The organism is Shewanella sp. SP2S2-6 (assembly GCF_031931965.1).
In the GTDB taxonomy this organism is placed as follows: Bacteria; Pseudomonadota; Gammaproteobacteria; order Enterobacterales; family Shewanellaceae; genus Shewanella; species Shewanella baltica.
The window spans coordinates 15,426-31,700 of sequence record NZ_JAUOEQ010000022.1; the positions used below are offsets into that span (position 1 = coordinate 15,426).

Sequence of the window (16,275 nt, forward strand, 5' to 3'; positions counted from 1 at the left end):
CATGGAATGCAGCTTAATCGAACAGATTTTACGTGATGCGTTAGGGCTTGAAGAAGTTCACGCTAGCTCAGATGGTAGCCATTATAAAGTGATCGCAGTAGGCGAATGTTTCGATGGTATGAGCCGAGTCAAACAGCAACAAGCCATTTATGCACCGTTGACGGCACACATTGCCAGCGGTGAATTACATGCATTAACGATCAAAACTTTCACGCCGACTCAATGGAAACGCGAAAAAGTTTTCAACATGCCTAGCTAGTGAGGAAAAGTGGATAAACTAACAATTCAGGCAAGCCCCCCGCTTGCCGGTGATGTGATTATTTCGGGTGCGAAAAATGCGGCTCTGCCTATTCTGATGGCAGGCGTATTAGCCGAAACCGATTTTGTGGTTTCTAACGTGCCGAATCTTCGCGATGTGAGTACGAGCTGTAAATTATTACGCTGCCTTGGTGCTGAAGTGACTGAGCTTGGCGACGGACAGATCCGCATTTCAACCACGAATCTAAATGAGTTTTGCGCTCCCTACGATCTCGTGAAAACCATGCGTGCTTCTATCTTGATCTTAGGGCCGTTATTGGCGCGTTATGGTACCGCAGATGTGTCATTGCCTGGCGGCTGTGCCATTGGCGCAAGACCAGTTAACTTACACTTACATGGCCTCGAAATGATGGGTGCCAAGATTGAAGTGAAAGAAGGCTATATTAAAGCCCGTGTTGATGGACGTCTTAAGGGCGCACACATTTTCATGGACATGGTGAGTGTTGGCGCCACCGAAAACTTACTGATGGCGGCAGCGTTGGCCGATGGCGAAACCGTGATTGAAAATGCGGCCCGTGAACCTGAAGTGATCGATCTCGCTAATTGCTTAATTGCCATGGGCGCAAAAATCACCGGCGTAGGCAGTGCAACCTTGCGTATTCAAGGGGTTGAGCGTTTACAGGGCTGTCATTACCGCGTGATGCCAGACCGTATCGAAACCGGTTCATTTTTGGTGGCCGCTGCGGTAACCCGTGGTCGCATCCGTTGCTTAAAAGCCGATCCTGCGTCATTAGAGTCGGTTATCGCAAAACTTGAAGATGCGGGTGCTAAGATCACTACAGGTGAAGATTGGATTGAGCTTGATATGCAGGGTAAACGTCCGAAGGCGGTCAATATCAAGACGGCACCTTATCCCGGTTTTCCAACGGATATGCAGGCGCAGTTCTGCGTGCTCAACGCCTTAGCGCAAGGCACGGCTACTATTACCGAGACTATCTTCGAAAACCGCTTTATGCATGTGCCTGAGCTTATCCGTATGGGCGCTACCATGGAGCTTGAGGGGAATACCTGTATTATCCAAGGGATTGAGTCCTTAAGTGGTGCGCAGGTGATGGCGACGGATTTACGTGCGTCTGCGAGTCTGGTGATTGCGGGTTTAGTGGCCGATGGTAAGACGATTGTCGATCGTATCTATCACTTAGACCGCGGTTACGAGCATATTGAGAATAAGTTCCAAGGTTTAGGCGCGCAGGTTGTGCGTACTCAGTAATGAGCTATTGAGCTAGGCCTGAGAGATTAAAATCTCGACCCATTAAAAAACCAGCTTAAAAGCTGGTTTTTTGTTGTCTGCGTACGCAATGATGGGTGCCGCTCTAGTTATCGACCACAACCTTTTCATCGATAATAACGGGCAACTCCTGTTGTTTCCCTTGGCGTATCACAGTCATCATCACTTTCTTACCCGGTGTGGTTTCAGCGATGCGATCCATCAGCATTTCAACGCCTGGCACATCTTCACCATCGTATTTAATAATCACATCCCTTGGCATTAAGAGGGCTCGCGCCGCAGGGCCATTAGGATCGACACCTGTAACGAGCACACCTTTTAGGTCGGGTAGATTAAGGATCTGCGCCACCACAGGGTTAATTGGCTCGCCAGAAATCCCTAAGGCACCACGGATCACGCGGCCATTCTTAATCAACTTGCCCATAATGCTGTGGGCCAATTTAATCGGGATAGCGAAGTTAATCCCATGGCCGCCGCCTTCTTCACCCACTTGGAATGCTGCGGTATTAATACCAATAAGGCTGCCGTTGGTGTCAATCAGTGCGCCGCCCGAGTTACCGGCATTAATCGCCGCGTCGGTTTGTAAGAAGTCTAAGTAACCTGAACTTAAGCCGTTACGACCCGTGGCACTGATGATGCCTTGGGTAATGGTTTGGCCCAAATTGTAGGGATTACCAATGGCGAGTACGACATCACCAACTTGAGGCGGACTGTCGAGGTTAACGGGGACAATCGGTAAGTTATCGCCTTCAATCTTGAGTACCGATAAATCGGTTTCTGGATCGAAGCCAACCACTTCTGAGGTAAATTTACGTCCATCTTGCAGGGCGACAACAATTTCGTCGGCCTTTTTAATAACATGATAATTCGTAAGAATATAGCCTTCTTTGCTCATTATCACCCCAGAACCTAGCCCTTGTAGCGAACCCGAGTTAAGCGGGCGATTTTGATCTATGCTGAGGCTATAAATGTTAACAACGGCAGGTGCTGCGCGGCGGACCGCCTTGGCAAAGGAGAGCTCGACTGTGTTGTTGGCTCGGGTTTGTAGCAGACTATTACCGAGGGACTGGTTATCGAAATAACGGGTTACCAATAAAAACATGGCCGCCATGATAAGACCAAAAAGGGTGGCTTTACCGAGATATAGTAGTGTGTCTTTTATCGTCATGGCAGGATGGATCTTGAAAAAGGTGAGTTAGATTAACATGTTTAATCTATGTAAGCATAGGGAACCTAAGCTCCCTATGCTTATCTGTGGCAGAAAATATGGCCTATTTAGCCGATTAACGTAGGACTAAATACAACATGCTCTTATCACGCATAATCTTCAGTGCAACTGCACCTTCTTGATCTTTTAGCTGTGCTTTAAGAGTCTTAAGATCTTTAATTGCAGTACGGTTAATACCGACAATTACATCTCCTTTTTGCAAGCCACTCATAGCCGCAGGCGAACCTTGGGCGACATCGGTAATTTCAATGCCCTTAGATGAGTTTTCTAAGGATGCTCCTTGCAACATAGGGTGTACGGCGCCAGCAGCAGATTCACTGGTTTGGCTTGCTTCACCTAAGGTCACCTTAACGGTTTTCTTATCGCCGTCACGGATGAGTCCTAGCTCAACCTTAGCACCCGCGCCCATAGTGGCGACTTTGGCCCGCAGTTCTTGGAAGGACTTAATGCCACGGCCATCGACGCTGATAATGATATCACCCGCTTTAATGCCGGCTTTCTCGGCGGCACTGTCTTTGGCTACTTCATTCACGAAGCCGCCGTGTTGGGTGTCTAAACCAAAGCCTTGAGCGAGTTGGCTATCAAGATCGCGTCCCGAAATCCCCAGTACCCCGCGGCGTACTTCACCGTGTTCGGCAATTTGCGCGACCAGGTTTTTCACCATATTGGCAGGGATAGCAAAGCCGATACCGACGTTACCACCTCCCGGCGCTACGATTGCGGTGTTAATCCCAATCAATTCCCCGTTTAAGTTAACGAGTGCACCACCTGAGTTACCACTATTGATAGCAGCATCGGTTTGAATAAAGTTTTCCAGCATTTCTATGCCTAAACCGCTACGGCCTAAAGCACTGACAATACCTGAAGTCACGGTTTGCCCTAAACCGAAGGGGTTACCAATGGCAACGGCAAAGTCACCAACACGCAAGTCGTCAGAGTCTGATGACTTGATTGCGATAAGATTTTTTGCCTCAATTTGCAGCAATGCAATATCCGATTCTGAGTCAGTACCAATGAGTTTGGCTTTTACTTCACGACCGTCATGTAGACCAACTTGAATATCATCAGCACCGTCAATCACGTGGTTGTTAGTGACTATGTAGCCTTTTTCGGCATCAATAATAACGCCTGAGCCTAAGCCTCTAAAAGGACGTTCCTGCACTTGCTCCTGTGGCGCATTGGGGCCAAAGAAGTAACGAAAAACATCAGGCACTCTTTGTTTTGAAACATGAGTACCCGTAACGGCTACGGACACAACAGCAGGTGTCGTACGCTCAAGCATGGGCGCAAGACTTGGAATGGATTGTCCCTCAACCGTCTGTGGAATGGCGGCCTGTGAGACGACAGGCATCATAGTCAGGGTCGCGGCTAACATTGCGGCTGAAAGTACAGATAATTTTGTTTTCATCTATTCATAACTCCAAATAAGGGTTGAACGATCTGGATGTAATGCATCAGCTATTGTGCGAGTGCCAGATCAAATCTGTATCGGTACCGGCTATTTGCCTAGGTAACCATTCGGACACGCACCTAATTGAAAAAGTTCATCATATTAACAAATGTTAATTTTTTTGAGCCTATTTTATCGACTGTTTCATACTCGTTGCTCAGTGGAAAACTGTGGGCAAGATACTCATTTTTCAAGCCCTGATATCAGCAAGTTTTGCCGATTAAAATGACCTACAGCATAGAGGTTTATTCGCCGTTTGTATGCTGTTTAGCGTTGAGGCAAAAGTCGTATTCAGCATTAATATATCCTGCGCCACATTGGCCGTGCTAATATCATCGCAGTTTTAATAAAGGACATGAGAGAATTAAAAAGTGCCTCAGTTAAGCCCTTGGCAGCATTATCAAAAAGATCTTACCCGTGACGGTTTCTCCCATGATCCGGCCCAAGAAATTGCGGTCAAAGCATTACAACGTGTCTATGAAGACTTAACGGCGGCGGAAGAGCCGAGTTCTATCGTAGGGAAATTGTTTAGTGCATTCGGCTTAAAATCGGCGCCTGCTTCACCTAAAGGCCTGTATCTTTGGGGCGGTGTGGGTCGCGGCAAAACCTATCTGATGGATACTTTTTTTGATGCCTTGCCTGGCGATCAAAAGCTGCGGGCTCACTTCCATCGTTTCATGCATCAGCTACATTTAGATTTAGATGAACTGAAAGGCGTGCGCGATCCCTTGCTGGTGATTGCGAAAAAGATGGCCGCGAAATATCGCGTTATCTGTTTCGATGAATTCTTTGTCTCCGATATTACCGATGCCATGTTGTTAGGTACGCTGTTTCAAGCGCTATTTAAAGAAGGCGTTGTGCTGGTCGCTACGTCTAACATCATCCCCGACGACTTATATAAAAATGGCTTACAGCGGGCACGTTTCTTACCCGCGATAGCCTTAATTAATCAACATTGTGAAGTGCTCAATGTGGATTCTGGCATCGATTATCGACTACGTACCCTTGAGCAAGCGGAGATTTATCATCATCCGTTAGACGCACAAGCCGATGCCAATCTTATGCGTTATTTTAGCCAGTTAGCGCCTGAGTCAGAGGTGCTTACCGCCGACATCGAAATCGAAGGTCGTAGTATCAGTATTCGTCAGCAGGCGCAGGGCGTATTGTTGGCCGATTTTAGAGCGCTCTGTGATGGTCCGCGAAGTCAGCGTGACTACATGGAATTGGCGCGGATTTATCATACTGTACTGGTCAGCGGCATTGAGCAAATGGGCGCATTTTTGACCGGTGATGATATCGCCAGACGATTTTTAGCTATGGTCGATGAGTTTTACGAGCGCAATGTAAAGCTTATCGTATCGGCTCAAGTGCCACTTGAAGATATCTACGCCGATGGCTTGCTTAACTTCGAATTTAGACGTTGTCGCTCGCGTCTTATTGAGATGCAATCACACGATTATTTGAAAACAGAGCACCTGCCTTAACCCTGCGGCGCAAGAGTTTTGCTTTAACTCCCGTGTTAAATCGCCAGTGGCTTGTTAATCCTTAGGATGACAAGCCAGATTGGTCGATATTTTATAATTTTTATCAAAATATCAGGTGATTTTTAACTCAGCTTTGTCTATACTCCGCCACCTGCCCACGTTACTCCGCCAATTGGGCGGAAGTTGTAAGCCGAAGTCAGTGCTCGAAGGGGTACTAAAAGGCAATTTTGTGTTGTTTGCAAATGCAGGCAGCATGTGAGACAGAAAATTAACTTTGGGTTTTTGTAATAATGAAGACTTTTACTGCTACACCAGAAACCGTAACTCGTGACTGGTTCGTCGTTGATGCAGACGGCAAAACTTTAGGTCGTATCGCTACTGAAATCGCTATCCGTTTACGCGGTAAGCATAAGCCAGAATACACTCCACACGTTGATACCGGTGATTACATCATCGTTGTTAATGCTGAAAAAGTGACTGTTACTGGTAACAAAGCGAAAGGCAAAACGTACTACTCGCATTCAGGCTTCCCAGGTGGCATTAAGCAAATCAGCTTTGAAAAGCTGCAAGCGCAAAAGCCAGAAATGATCATCGAGAAAGCAGTTAAGGGTATGTTACCAAAAGGTCCTCTGGGCCGTGCCATGTTCCGTAAACTGAAAGTTTACGCTGGCGCAGAACATAACCACACTGCACAACAACCTCAAGTTCTTGATATCTAAACGGGATTAAGCAAATGGCTGCAACTCAGTACTACGGCACTGGCCGTCGCAAAACCTCTACAGCTCGCGTTTTCGCTAAAGCAGGTAGTGGCAACATCGTTGTAAATCAACGTCCTTTGGATCAGTATTTTGGTCGTGAAACTGCTCGTATGGTTGTTCGTCAACCTTTAGAGTTAGTTGAAATGACTGACAAGCTGGACATCTATGTAACTGTTAAAGGCGGTGGTATCACTGGCCAAGCAGGCGCAATCCGTCACGGTATTACCCGTGCTCTGATGCAATTAGATGAAGCACTGCGTCCATCACTACGTTCTGCTGGTTTCGTTACCCGTGACGCTCGTAAAGTTGAGCGTAAGAAAGTGGGTCTACGTAAAGCACGTCGTAAGCCACAATTCTCTAAGCGTTAATTCGTTTTTGGAATATCAAAAAACCCAGCCTATGCTGGGTTTTTTATTGGCTAAAATTTACGATACTGACGAATTCATTTTATAAGAGACTCTGTTGTTGAAGTAAGCTGATATACACTAAATTACATTGAGTGATTGAGTTTGAGGTGCGCATGACTTTTCAAGTTTTTATGCTGGCAGTAGCACTTGTATTACTTTTAGAGGGAGTCGGCCCCTTACTCTTTCCGAACAAGTGGCGTCGTTATTTAAATGAACTCTCCCATCAAAATCAGCAGGTTATCCAGCGACTCGGTGGCGCATTAGTCACAGCTGGAGTGGTGATTCTGGTGATTTTTGCGTAAAAAATACCCAGCTTGCCCTTACTGACTAAGATCTGTTAAAATTCTTTTTTAACCGCAACCTTGCAGCAAATAATGGGCAAAAACGTAGTTGTTCTCGGCACCCAATGGGGTGACGAAGGAAAAGGTAAGATTGTCGACCTTCTAACAGAACAGGCAAAATATGTAGTTCGCTATCAAGGCGGCCACAATGCTGGTCATACCTTGGTTATCGATGGTGATAAAACCGTTCTTCATCTGATCCCATCGGGTATCCTGCGCGATAATGTGAAATGCATTATTGGCAACGGTGTGGTGCTTGCACCTGACGCCCTGATGAAAGAGATCAACATGCTGAAAGATCGTGGTGTTCCTGTTGAGGAACGTCTGTTGATCTCTGAAGCGTGTCCGCTGATCCTACCATTCCATTGCGCCTTAGATATCGCCCGTGAAAAAGCACGTGGCAATAAAGCTATTGGTACAACTGGCCGTGGAATCGGACCTGCGTATGAAGACAAGATCTCCCGTCGCGGTCTGCGAGTAGGCGACCTGTTCAATGCTGAACTGTTTGCTGAAAAGCTGAAAGAAGTTATGAAATACCATAACTTTATGCTGACAGAGTACTATCAAGTCGAAGCTGTTGATTACGAGCAAACGCTAGCAGATGCTTTGGCTATGGCCGATTATCTGAAGAGCATGTGTGTTGACGTGACTGAACTGTTGGATACTGCGCGTAAAGCCGGTGAGCCAATCCTGTTTGAAGGCGCTCAAGGTACATTACTCGACATCGACCACGGAACTTATCCTTTTGTAACCTCTTCAAATACCACTGCCGGTGGTGTTGCGACGGGTTCAGGTTTTGGTCCACGTCACTTAGACTATGTCTTAGGTATCATGAAGGCTTACACCACTCGCGTGGGTGCAGGTCCATTCCCAACTGAACTATTATGTGAAGTTGGTGATCATTTAGGTACTAAAGGTCATGAGTTTGGTGCGACAACGGGTCGTAAGCGTCGTCCAGGTTGGTTGGATGCTGTGGCAATGCGCCGCGCAGTTCAAATCAACAGTGTGAGTGGCTTCTGCTTGACTAAGTTAGATGTACTTGATGGTCTGAAAGAAGTGAAAATTTGTGTTGGTTATCAGAATCCTGATGGCACTATCTCTAAAGTGACCCCGCTTGCGGCTGAAGGTTATGAACTGGTTACGCCTGTTTATGAAACTATGCCAGGTTGGAGCGAGTCGACTTTTGGCGCGACATCCATTGAGCAACTGCCACCGGCAGCGATCAATTATATCAAGCGTCTTGAAGAGCTATTAGAAACACCAATCGACATTATCTCTACTGGTCCTGACCGTAACGAAACCATGATTTTGGTTAATCCGTTCAATTAAGACCTGTTAAGGCCGTGTTTCACGGCCTTTTTCTCTGCTTCTTTATGCCTTTCTCTGTTTAATTCTGCGGTTAGAAATTCAGCTCAAGCTCAAGAAATAGGTTATACTGCCGATGCAAGTATTCACCCTATTGTCATTGAGAGTCGTTATGCTACGTACAGCACTAGTTGCGCTACTGCCCTTAGTATCTTCAATGTGCTTTGCTGAAACGCAGGCGGTGGATATTTATAGCCAAGATCAATTGCTTGATTTGATCCGTAGCGATCAATATTTAGCAAAAGTGAAGCGTGATGATTGCCAGTTAGTCCAAGACATTGAGGCGCGAGCCCAGGTCTTAAAACAGCCTTTATATCAATTCCTGTGGGGCGAAATGCTCAATTATGGAACCTGTGTAAAGGCAAACCCTGTGAAGGGCATTGCTTTGTTACGTGACTCGGCCGAACAAGGTAGCTCAGAAGCGATGTTAAAGCTTGCCGAGTATTATCAGAGTGGGAAATTTGTCATCCGCAATAAAGACAGAGCAGTGCATTATTTACTGCCTGCGGCTGCAAGTGGTGATTTACCCGCTCGTATGATGTTAGTGCGTTTATTCGGTGAAGGTTATGGTAGTCCTAGGGATTACGAGATGGCCTATCACTGGTTATATAACGATGTATTTGCGGACGAGGCGACGAAGAAAAAAGCCTTGTCTTTACTGCAGGTGTTAGCAGCTAAAATGCCCCCCAGTGCAGTGGCGCGGGCCCAGCAAGAACAGTTGCGAACCCGTTAAGTGGTCTCTTAATCTAGAGACACATTATTTGGATATTGAATGATCAAAGACCCTCATTTTGAGCGTGAACAGGATAAGTACGAAAACCCTATCCCAAGCCGTGAGTATATTATCGATTACTTACGTTCTCAGAAATCACCTATCACTCGTGACAGTATTGCCGCGGCGTTAAACATCCAAGAGGAAGAACAGCTTGAGGCTCTGCGCCGTCGCCTACGTGCGATGGAACGCGATGGCGAACTTGTGTTCACCCGTGGGCAGAGCTATGGCTTGCCCGAGAAAATGGATCTTATCCCCGGCACTGTACTCGGACACAGAGAAGGCTTCGGCTTTTTCAAACCCGATGAAGGCGGTGATGACTTATTTATTTCGAACCGCGATATGCTGATGTATTTCCACGGTGATAAAGTGCTGGCGCAAAAAGCGGGCACAGATCGTCGTGGTCGCCGCGAAGCGCGTTTGGTGCGTTTGATCCAGCCGCGCAGTGCCGCGATTGTTGGCCGTTATCATGTTGATAGCGGTATGGCATTTGTCATTGCCGATGATAAGCGTATTACCCAAGAAATCTTAGTCGCGAATGAAGATCGCAACGGCGCCCGTCAAGGCGATGTGGTTGTGGTTGAATTAACGCGTCGCCCAGGTCGTTTTGTTAAGGCTGCGGGTAAAGTGACTGAAGTGCTTGGTAAGCAAATGGCGCCGGGGATGGAAATCGAAATCGCCCTGCGTAACTACGACTTACCCCATACTTGGTCACCTGTGATCGAGAAGAAACTGCGCCGAATTCCCGATGAAGTGACCGACGCCGATAAAGTCGGCCGTGTAGATTTACGTCATCTGCCATTAGTGACTATCGACGGCGAAGACGCCCGCGATTTTGACGATGCCGTGTATGCGGAGAAAAAAGCCGGTGGCGGCTGGCGTTTATGGGTTGCGATTGCTGACGTTAGTTATTATGTTCGCACCGATTCGGCTTTAGATACCGAAGCGCGTGCCCGTGGTAACTCAGTGTATTTCCCATCACAAGTGATCCCTATGCTGCCGGAGAAAATCTCCAACGGCTTATGTTCGCTTAATCCTCACGTCGACCGTTTATGTATGGTCGCTGAAATGACAGTGTCTGCCAAAGGCAAGTTGTCGGGTTATAAGTTTTATCCAGCGGTGATGTATTCCCATGCCCGTTTCACTTATACCCAAGTGGCGGAGATGTTAGAAGGCGGGCCGATTGCGCCAGAGCATGAAGCCTTGTTCCCGCATCTGCAGTGTTTACAGTCATTGTATTTAGCGCTAGATGAGCAAAGAGCTGAGCGTGGTGCGATTGCGTTTGAAACCATGGAAACGCAGTTCATTTTCAATGAGCAGCGCAAGATTGATAAAATCGTGCCGCGTGGCCGTAATCAAGCACATAAAATCATTGAAGAATGCATGATTTTAGCCAACGTTTCTGCAGCTAAATTTGTGAAGAAACACAAAGGCGACGTGCTGTACCGAGTGCATGAAGCGCCATCTGAGCAAAAGTTGGCGAACTTTAAAGAGTTCCTTGCTGAGCGTGGTTTGACTATGCCTGGCGGACTTGAGCCAACGCCGTCAGATTACCAGAACGTGATGCTGCAAATTGCCGACCGTCCCGATGCTGAACTTATCCAAGTGATGTTGCTGCGCTCTATGCGTCAGGCAATTTACACCCCAGATAATGAAGGTCACTTCGGTCTAGCCTTAGAAGAATATGCGCATTTTACCTCGCCCATTCGCCGTTATCCGGATTTAGTCTTACATCGTGTGATCCGTTATTTACTGGCGAAGGAAAGAGGCGAAGCCACAGAAAAGTGGACGCAGGATGGTGGCTACCACTATCAACTCGATGAACTCGACCAATTGGGCGAAGAGTGTTCGACTACAGAACGGCGTGCCGATGAAGCGACTCGTGATGTTAGCGATTGGCTCAAGTGCGAGTTTATGCAAGATCACGTCGGCGATACCTTTGAAGCTGTAATTGCCTCAGTGACGAGCTTTGGTTTGTTCGTGCGCTTAAATGAGCTGTTTATCGATGGCTTAGTGCATATATCAAGCCTAGGTAGCGATTACTACCAATTCGATCCTATGCGTCAACGCCTTATTGGTGAGCATACAGGCCAAGTCTATCAAGTGGGCGATCCTGTGACGGTTAAGGTCGCTGCTGTTAACTTAGATGACAGACAGATTGATTTAGTCATGCTGGGCGATGACGGCAAAGGTGGCAAGCGTAAAGCATCAGCCAGCCGTGATAAGCCGATGACAGCCCGTGAGCGTGTTAATCGTGAAGGCGCTAAGCAAGGTAAAGCGGGCAAAACCGCAACGCCTAGCACTAAGGCTGAAGCTGGCAAAGCCAAACCTAAGGCTAAAGCGGGCACTAAAGCGAAAAAGACAGCAGTAAAAGATCCGGCTAAAAAGCCAAAAGCCGCTAAGCGGAGCACGAGAAAGAAATAAATGAAAAAACAAGATATTATTTTTGGGATCCACGCAGTTGAAGCCCTGTTAAAACACAGCCCTGAGCGCATTATCGAGTTATGGCTCTTACAAGGCCGTGACGATGAGCGCTTAACTGTGCTGGCCAATCAGGCCAAAGCCTTTGGCACGACGATTCAAGTCGCTTCTCGTAAAGCCTTGGATGACAAAGCGGAAAGCAGCCAACATCAAGGCATAGTCGCGCGCGTTAAAGCGGCGAAAGTGTTGAATGAGCAAGATCTAGATGTGCTGCTTGCCAACACTGAGCAACCATTTCTGCTGATTTTGGATGGCGTGACGGATCCCCATAACTTAGGCGCTTGCCTACGTAATGCCGATGCGGCAGGCGTGCAAGGTATTATCGTGCCTAAAGACAACTCAGTCGGCTTAACTGCGACTGTGAGTAAAGTGGCATGTGGCGCGGCGGAAACTGTGCCTTTATTCCAAGTGACTAATCTTGCGCGCACTATGCGTCACCTGCAGGATAAAGGTGTATGGATTGTGGGTACGGCGGGCGAGGCGGATTGCGAGCTTTATCAAGCCGATCTTAAAGGGCCACTGGCGATTGCCATGGGTGCGGAAGATAAAGGTTTACGCCGTTTAAGCCGTGAGTCTTGCGATTCACTGATCTCTATCCCTATGGCCGGAAGTGTGTCTAGCTTGAACGTATCGGTTGCGACCGGTATTTGCTTATTTGAAGCTGTGCGTCAGCGCCGCAGTTAATACGCTCACTCTTGCCTGATTTCGCACATGCGGTATCAGGCTTGTAGTAAAGATTTTTAAGTAACTATCTGTTTTAATTATAGATTGCAGAAATAAAAAGACCGATTAACTTTAAGCAGTTAATCGGTCTTTTTATTGGCCTTTTTATATCAGTGCTTTGTCTAGGTTAACCTGATGGCTATCGGCTTCATCCGTTTGAACGGCTTCAGGCTCAGTTTGCTCGATATCGAAACTGAAGGCGAGTTGTTCCTCATCACTGTCATTTGCGTCGATAATATCGTCATCGACACCATCAGCCCCTAAATCATATTCCGCTTCATCTAGGTTAGCACTGGGCGTCATATGTTCTTGAATCGATTCGACATCAACTCGTGGGTCCAGCGCTGCCGCCAGTGGTGAAGAGACTAAGTCGCCCGTTGCCATTATGTAGTCTTGGGTGACATTGGTTTCGGCTTTTTGTTGTGCATGTACATAACGTAGCCGCACAAACAGGATCAAGGTACAGGCAGACATAAAGCCATATAACATGCTGTTGCCAAGCCATTGCATCAACGTTGAGGCGATCAATGGACCGATACTAGCCCCTAAGCCGAAGGTTAATAAGATGGTGGCGGATAAACCGACCCGCTCATTCTGTTCGACTCGTGAGTTAGCCAGTGCCGTAGCAAGTGGATAGAAGGTGAAACCTAAAATACCAAACAGGAAGGTCATCACCAGCGAAATCACTGGATGATAGGGCGTTAAGGCGATGGCTAAGGCTAAGATGCCAAGCAATATACAGTTGATACGAATAAGGCGGCTGCGGGACATAATGTCGGACAGTTTCCCCATCGGCCATTGTGCCAGTAATCCCGCTAAAATCGTTGCAGTCATATAAGTGGCGACTTTTTCAGGCGGCAAACCTAAGTTACTAGCATAGGCGGGCGCGAGACCATAAAACGAACCCACTATCATGCTACCAATCGCGATGGTTGTGAGTGCCTGCGGCGCTTTTTTCCAGTAATGGGCAATTTTGAGTGGAGCTGGGACCAAAGGCGCAGGGTGAAGACGACGCGTGAGTGAAATCGGTACGATACAGAGTGAGAAACAAATCGCGATCAGCAGTAATGGCTCAAGGCCTAATTCGGGGAAGATACTGATTGCACCTTGGCCTAAGATCAAGCCGAAGTAAGATACGATCATATAACTCGCGAACACTGTGCCCCTTTGGTTACTTTCGGCTTGTTCGTTAAGCCAACTTTCTAGCACCATGTATTGACACATCATTCCCATGCCGACAACGAGCCTGAGGAGCAGCCAAACCGCGAGCTCATCCACAAGTGCATGACCCAATGCAGATGCCGCGACTATACCTGCACTGGCAACAAAGGCGCGTATATGACCCACTTGGGCGATAAGTCTATGACCAATCTTAGAGCCCGCCACTAGGCCAACATAATAGGCCGACATCATGCCGCCTATCCATATCTGTGGCACATTCATCACCGAGAGCCTGAGCCCAAGGTAAGTTGTGAGCAAACCGCCGGCCAGTACCATTAACAAGGTGGTGCTATATAAAGAGGCGAAAGTGCGCAGCGGATTAGTCATATACAACTCCGAAAACACAAACAAGATTGATAATAAACCGTGAGTATATCAGGGGTTGGTGTTTATGTTGTGTTGCAAATTGTTGGTAAATCTTGATTAATTGCGCATTTCTGCTCAAAAAATCCTTAGATTATGTCGAAGTGACTTGAGAGGGGCGGAGGAACTTTCACATTGACGCCAGCCGAAGATGACATTGGCGTCGTGTTCTTGTATTGCTTCGGATTATCTAAAAGCGGTTATCTAAAGGTATAAAGCAGGTTGAAGGTGGTGATGGTATCTGTCTGCTGGCTACCTTCTGGAACTACTTCAGTGTATTTGATGTTCATGCCGATTTTAAAAGCCCAATCTTGGAACACCAGATTCTTGTAGTTCATGTCTAAGGTAAGGGTATTGTTGTTCTCGCCCATTTCCGCAGTTAAATCGGCATTGAGACTACTGTATTCCTGCAGTTTTTGAGAAAACTTTGCAGCGGTACGCAGAATGACATCTTTCTCAGCATCAGGATTGGGAATATCGACAGATTCGGCCGGTAAGTTATATCGATAACCGGGGCCGACTTCGAGACTGAGTTTGGTCTTGTAGCTACTGATGGCATTAAAACCGTAACCACTCGAAATAGTTGATATTTGCGTGTAACTACCGAATTGATCCCAAGTGAAATCACCGCGTCCGAAGATATAACCCTTAGTGAGTTTATAGTTCGACTGGAGTTGGAGTTCGTATTTTTCGGAAGTCGTCTTGCTTTTTTCTGAGGCAAAGTAGGCTTTGAGCGTGGCTTCTTGCTTGGTTTGCTTAGTGTCGTAAATCAGTTGGGTTCGACCGTTAAAACTGCTGGATTCGGTATTGCCTGTATTCAGTTGCAAACCCGCTTCGATTTCTGCGGTAAAATCGCTGGGCGGTTCCTGATAATCAGGTGGAACAAGCGCAAGCGCAGGAAATGAAAGGGAAAATAAAAAGATTGGCGCAATAACTTTTAGCATTATGTTTTATTCTTGGTTAGCTGATGTCAGACGTCCGAATATAGATGAAGCGCCATCATACCTGTATTGATTGGCGAGGCAAAGTTATTGCTTGAGTTTCTGGCTTGCTTTCTGTACTATCTCGCGCTCAAATCAGTCACTATTTTTCGTTCCTTGCCTCCATTTGGTTTGACTGAGCCAATACCGAGGCTACATAACCGTAAGGAGCAATAAATGCGTCATTACGAAATCGTATTTATGGTTCACCCAGATCAAAGTGAACAAGTACCAGGTATGATTGAGCGTTACACAGGTGTTATCACCGAAGCTAACGGCACAATCCACCGTTTAGAAGATTGGGGCCGTCGTCAACTGGCTTACCCAATCCTTGATCTGCATAAAGCTCACTACGTTCTGATGAACGTTGAAGCTAAAGCAGAGACGATTGAAGAGCTAGAAACAGCTTTCCGTTTCAACGACGCAGTTCTGCGTAACATGGTAATGCGTACTAAAGTTGCCGTTACTGAAGCATCTCCAATGGCTAAAGCTAGAGATGAGCGCGATTCACGTCGTGGCCCAGCTGGCGAACGCTCATACGATGAAGCTCACGCTGAAGAAATCGCTGAGTAAGGTAATCTGTGACCACCAATAACTTGGTGTTGTCAGGAACGATAACTCGTTCAAGACGCTTTAAAAGCCCAGCAGGTATTGCACACAGTGTGATAATGTTGGAACACAAATCGCAGCGTTATGAAGCAGATATGCTCCGCAACGTCTACGTACAAATTCAAGTGATATTGAGTGGCCCACGCTTTGAAAGCGTCGCAGAAGATCTGAAAGCAGGTGTGGAAGTTCAAGTGCAAGGCTTTATGACGCTTCAACAGGGGCGCAATGGTCAAAACCGCTTAGTTATCCATGCCGAAAATGTCGAATTGAAAACTTAGGAGACTGTCAACATGGCACGTTATTTCCGTCGTCGCAAGTTCTGCCGTTTCACCGCTGAAGGTGTTGCAGAAATTGATTACAAAGATATCGTTACTTTAAAGAACTACATCACTGAAAGTGGCAAGATTGTTCCAAGCCGTATCACTGGTACTAGTGCTAAATATCAGCGCCAACTAGCTCGCGCTATCAAGCGTGCTCGTTATCTTTCTCTACTGCCATATACTGATTTACATCAGTAATTGCAGTATTCCTAATCGAATATAGAGGA

17 protein-coding genes are annotated in these 16,275 nt (G+C 46.9%); 13 read left to right on the plus strand and 4 right to left on the minus strand.

Translation table 11 applies throughout. The features are described from left to right. Nucleotide 1 precedes the first annotated feature (1 nt). On the plus strand, nt 2-259 hold the full coding sequence (locus Q4Q57_RS14720; RefSeq protein ID WP_006086065.1) for a BolA family protein: 258 nt from the start codon (nt 2-4) through the stop codon (nt 257-259). Nucleotides 260-268: 9 nt separating this feature from the next. Continuing rightward, nucleotides 269-1,528 (plus strand): UDP-N-acetylglucosamine 1-carboxyvinyltransferase, encoded by a 1,260-nt coding sequence (murA, locus tag Q4Q57_RS14725; protein WP_106649424.1) that lies wholly within the window; start codon nt 269-271, stop codon nt 1,526-1,528. Nucleotides 1,529-1,631: 103 nt separating this feature from the next. On the opposite strand, the gene degS is transcribed toward murA, so the two are convergent. After that, nucleotides 1,632-2,714, minus strand: a complete 1,083-nt coding sequence (degS, locus tag Q4Q57_RS14730) for an outer membrane-stress sensor serine endopeptidase DegS (protein WP_006083056.1) — start codon at nt 2,712-2,714, stop codon at nt 1,632-1,634. A 115-nt stretch (nt 2,715-2,829) separates the two neighbouring features. Then, nucleotides 2,830-4,182 (minus strand): Do family serine endopeptidase DegQ, encoded by a 1,353-nt coding sequence (gene degQ, locus Q4Q57_RS14735; protein ID WP_311891232.1) that lies wholly within the window; start codon nt 4,180-4,182, stop codon nt 2,830-2,832. A 413-nt stretch (nt 4,183-4,595) separates the two neighbouring features. Here degQ and zapE point away from each other — a divergent pair, with 413 nt between their 5' ends. The 8 genes from zapE (at nt 4,596) to rlmB (ending at nt 12,516) form a co-directional block, all read left to right on the plus strand. After that, nucleotides 4,596-5,708, plus strand: a complete 1,113-nt coding sequence (gene zapE / locus Q4Q57_RS14740) for a cell division protein ZapE (protein ID WP_006086064.1) — start codon at nt 4,596-4,598, stop codon at nt 5,706-5,708. 290 nt (nt 5,709-5,998) lie between these two features. Then, nucleotides 5,999-6,427 carry a 50S ribosomal protein L13 gene (gene rplM / locus Q4Q57_RS14745; protein WP_012088240.1) on the plus strand — a complete coding sequence of 143 codons (429 nt, stop codon included), beginning with the start codon at nt 5,999-6,001 and terminating at the stop codon, nt 6,425-6,427. 14 nt (nt 6,428-6,441) lie between these two features. Further along, on the plus strand, nt 6,442-6,834 hold the full coding sequence (gene rpsI, locus Q4Q57_RS14750) for a 30S ribosomal protein S9 (protein WP_006083052.1): 393 nt from the start codon (nt 6,442-6,444) through the stop codon (nt 6,832-6,834). Between the two features lie 152 nt (nt 6,835-6,986). Next, nucleotides 6,987-7,175: a DUF2065 domain-containing protein gene (locus Q4Q57_RS14755; RefSeq protein ID WP_006083051.1), complete on the plus strand. Its 189-nt coding sequence runs from the start codon at nt 6,987-6,989 to the stop codon at nt 7,173-7,175. A 72-nt stretch (nt 7,176-7,247) separates the two neighbouring features. Continuing rightward, nucleotides 7,248-8,543: an adenylosuccinate synthase gene (locus tag Q4Q57_RS14760; protein WP_006083050.1), complete on the plus strand. Its 1,296-nt coding sequence runs from the start codon at nt 7,248-7,250 to the stop codon at nt 8,541-8,543. Nucleotides 8,544-8,655: 112 nt separating this feature from the next. Next, nucleotides 8,656-9,312 (plus strand): flagellar protein MotX, encoded by a 657-nt coding sequence (gene motX / locus Q4Q57_RS14765; RefSeq protein WP_011847814.1) that lies wholly within the window; start codon nt 8,656-8,658, stop codon nt 9,310-9,312. Nucleotides 9,313-9,351: 39 nt separating this feature from the next. Further along, nucleotides 9,352-11,775 (plus strand): ribonuclease R, encoded by a 2,424-nt coding sequence (rnr, locus tag Q4Q57_RS14770; RefSeq protein ID WP_006083048.1) that lies wholly within the window; start codon nt 9,352-9,354, stop codon nt 11,773-11,775. After that, nucleotides 11,776-12,516, plus strand: a complete 741-nt coding sequence (gene rlmB, locus Q4Q57_RS14775; protein WP_006083047.1) for a 23S rRNA (guanosine(2251)-2'-O)-methyltransferase RlmB — start codon at nt 11,776-11,778, stop codon at nt 12,514-12,516. A 144-nt stretch (nt 12,517-12,660) separates the two neighbouring features. On the opposite strand, the gene Q4Q57_RS14780 is transcribed toward rlmB, so the two are convergent. Beyond that, entirely contained in the window at nt 12,661-14,103 is a 1,443-nt protein-coding gene (locus tag Q4Q57_RS14780) for an MFS transporter (protein WP_311891233.1), read from the minus strand. A 236-nt stretch (nt 14,104-14,339) separates the two neighbouring features. Beyond that, a complete protein-coding gene (locus tag Q4Q57_RS14785) occupies nt 14,340-15,083 on the minus strand; it encodes a YdiY family protein (RefSeq protein WP_006083045.1) in 744 nt (247 codons plus the stop codon). 213 nt (nt 15,084-15,296) lie between these two features. Between Q4Q57_RS14785 and rpsF the strand changes: the two genes are divergently transcribed. Genes rpsF through rpsR form a run of 3 tightly spaced genes read left to right on the plus strand, consistent with a single transcriptional unit; the run spans nt 15,297 to nt 16,246 of the window. Continuing rightward, nucleotides 15,297-15,692: a 30S ribosomal protein S6 gene (gene rpsF, locus Q4Q57_RS14790; protein ID WP_006083044.1), complete on the plus strand. Its 396-nt coding sequence runs from the start codon at nt 15,297-15,299 to the stop codon at nt 15,690-15,692. Nucleotides 15,693-15,700: 8 nt separating this feature from the next. Further along, entirely contained in the window at nt 15,701-16,006 is a 306-nt protein-coding gene (gene priB / locus Q4Q57_RS14795) for a primosomal replication protein N (RefSeq protein WP_006083043.1), read from the plus strand. A gap of 12 nt (nt 16,007-16,018) precedes the next feature. Beyond that, nucleotides 16,019-16,246 carry a 30S ribosomal protein S18 gene (gene rpsR, locus Q4Q57_RS14800; RefSeq protein ID WP_006083042.1) on the plus strand — a complete coding sequence of 76 codons (228 nt, stop codon included), beginning with the start codon at nt 16,019-16,021 and terminating at the stop codon, nt 16,244-16,246. The last annotated feature ends 29 nt before the right edge of the window (nt 16,247-16,275 follow it).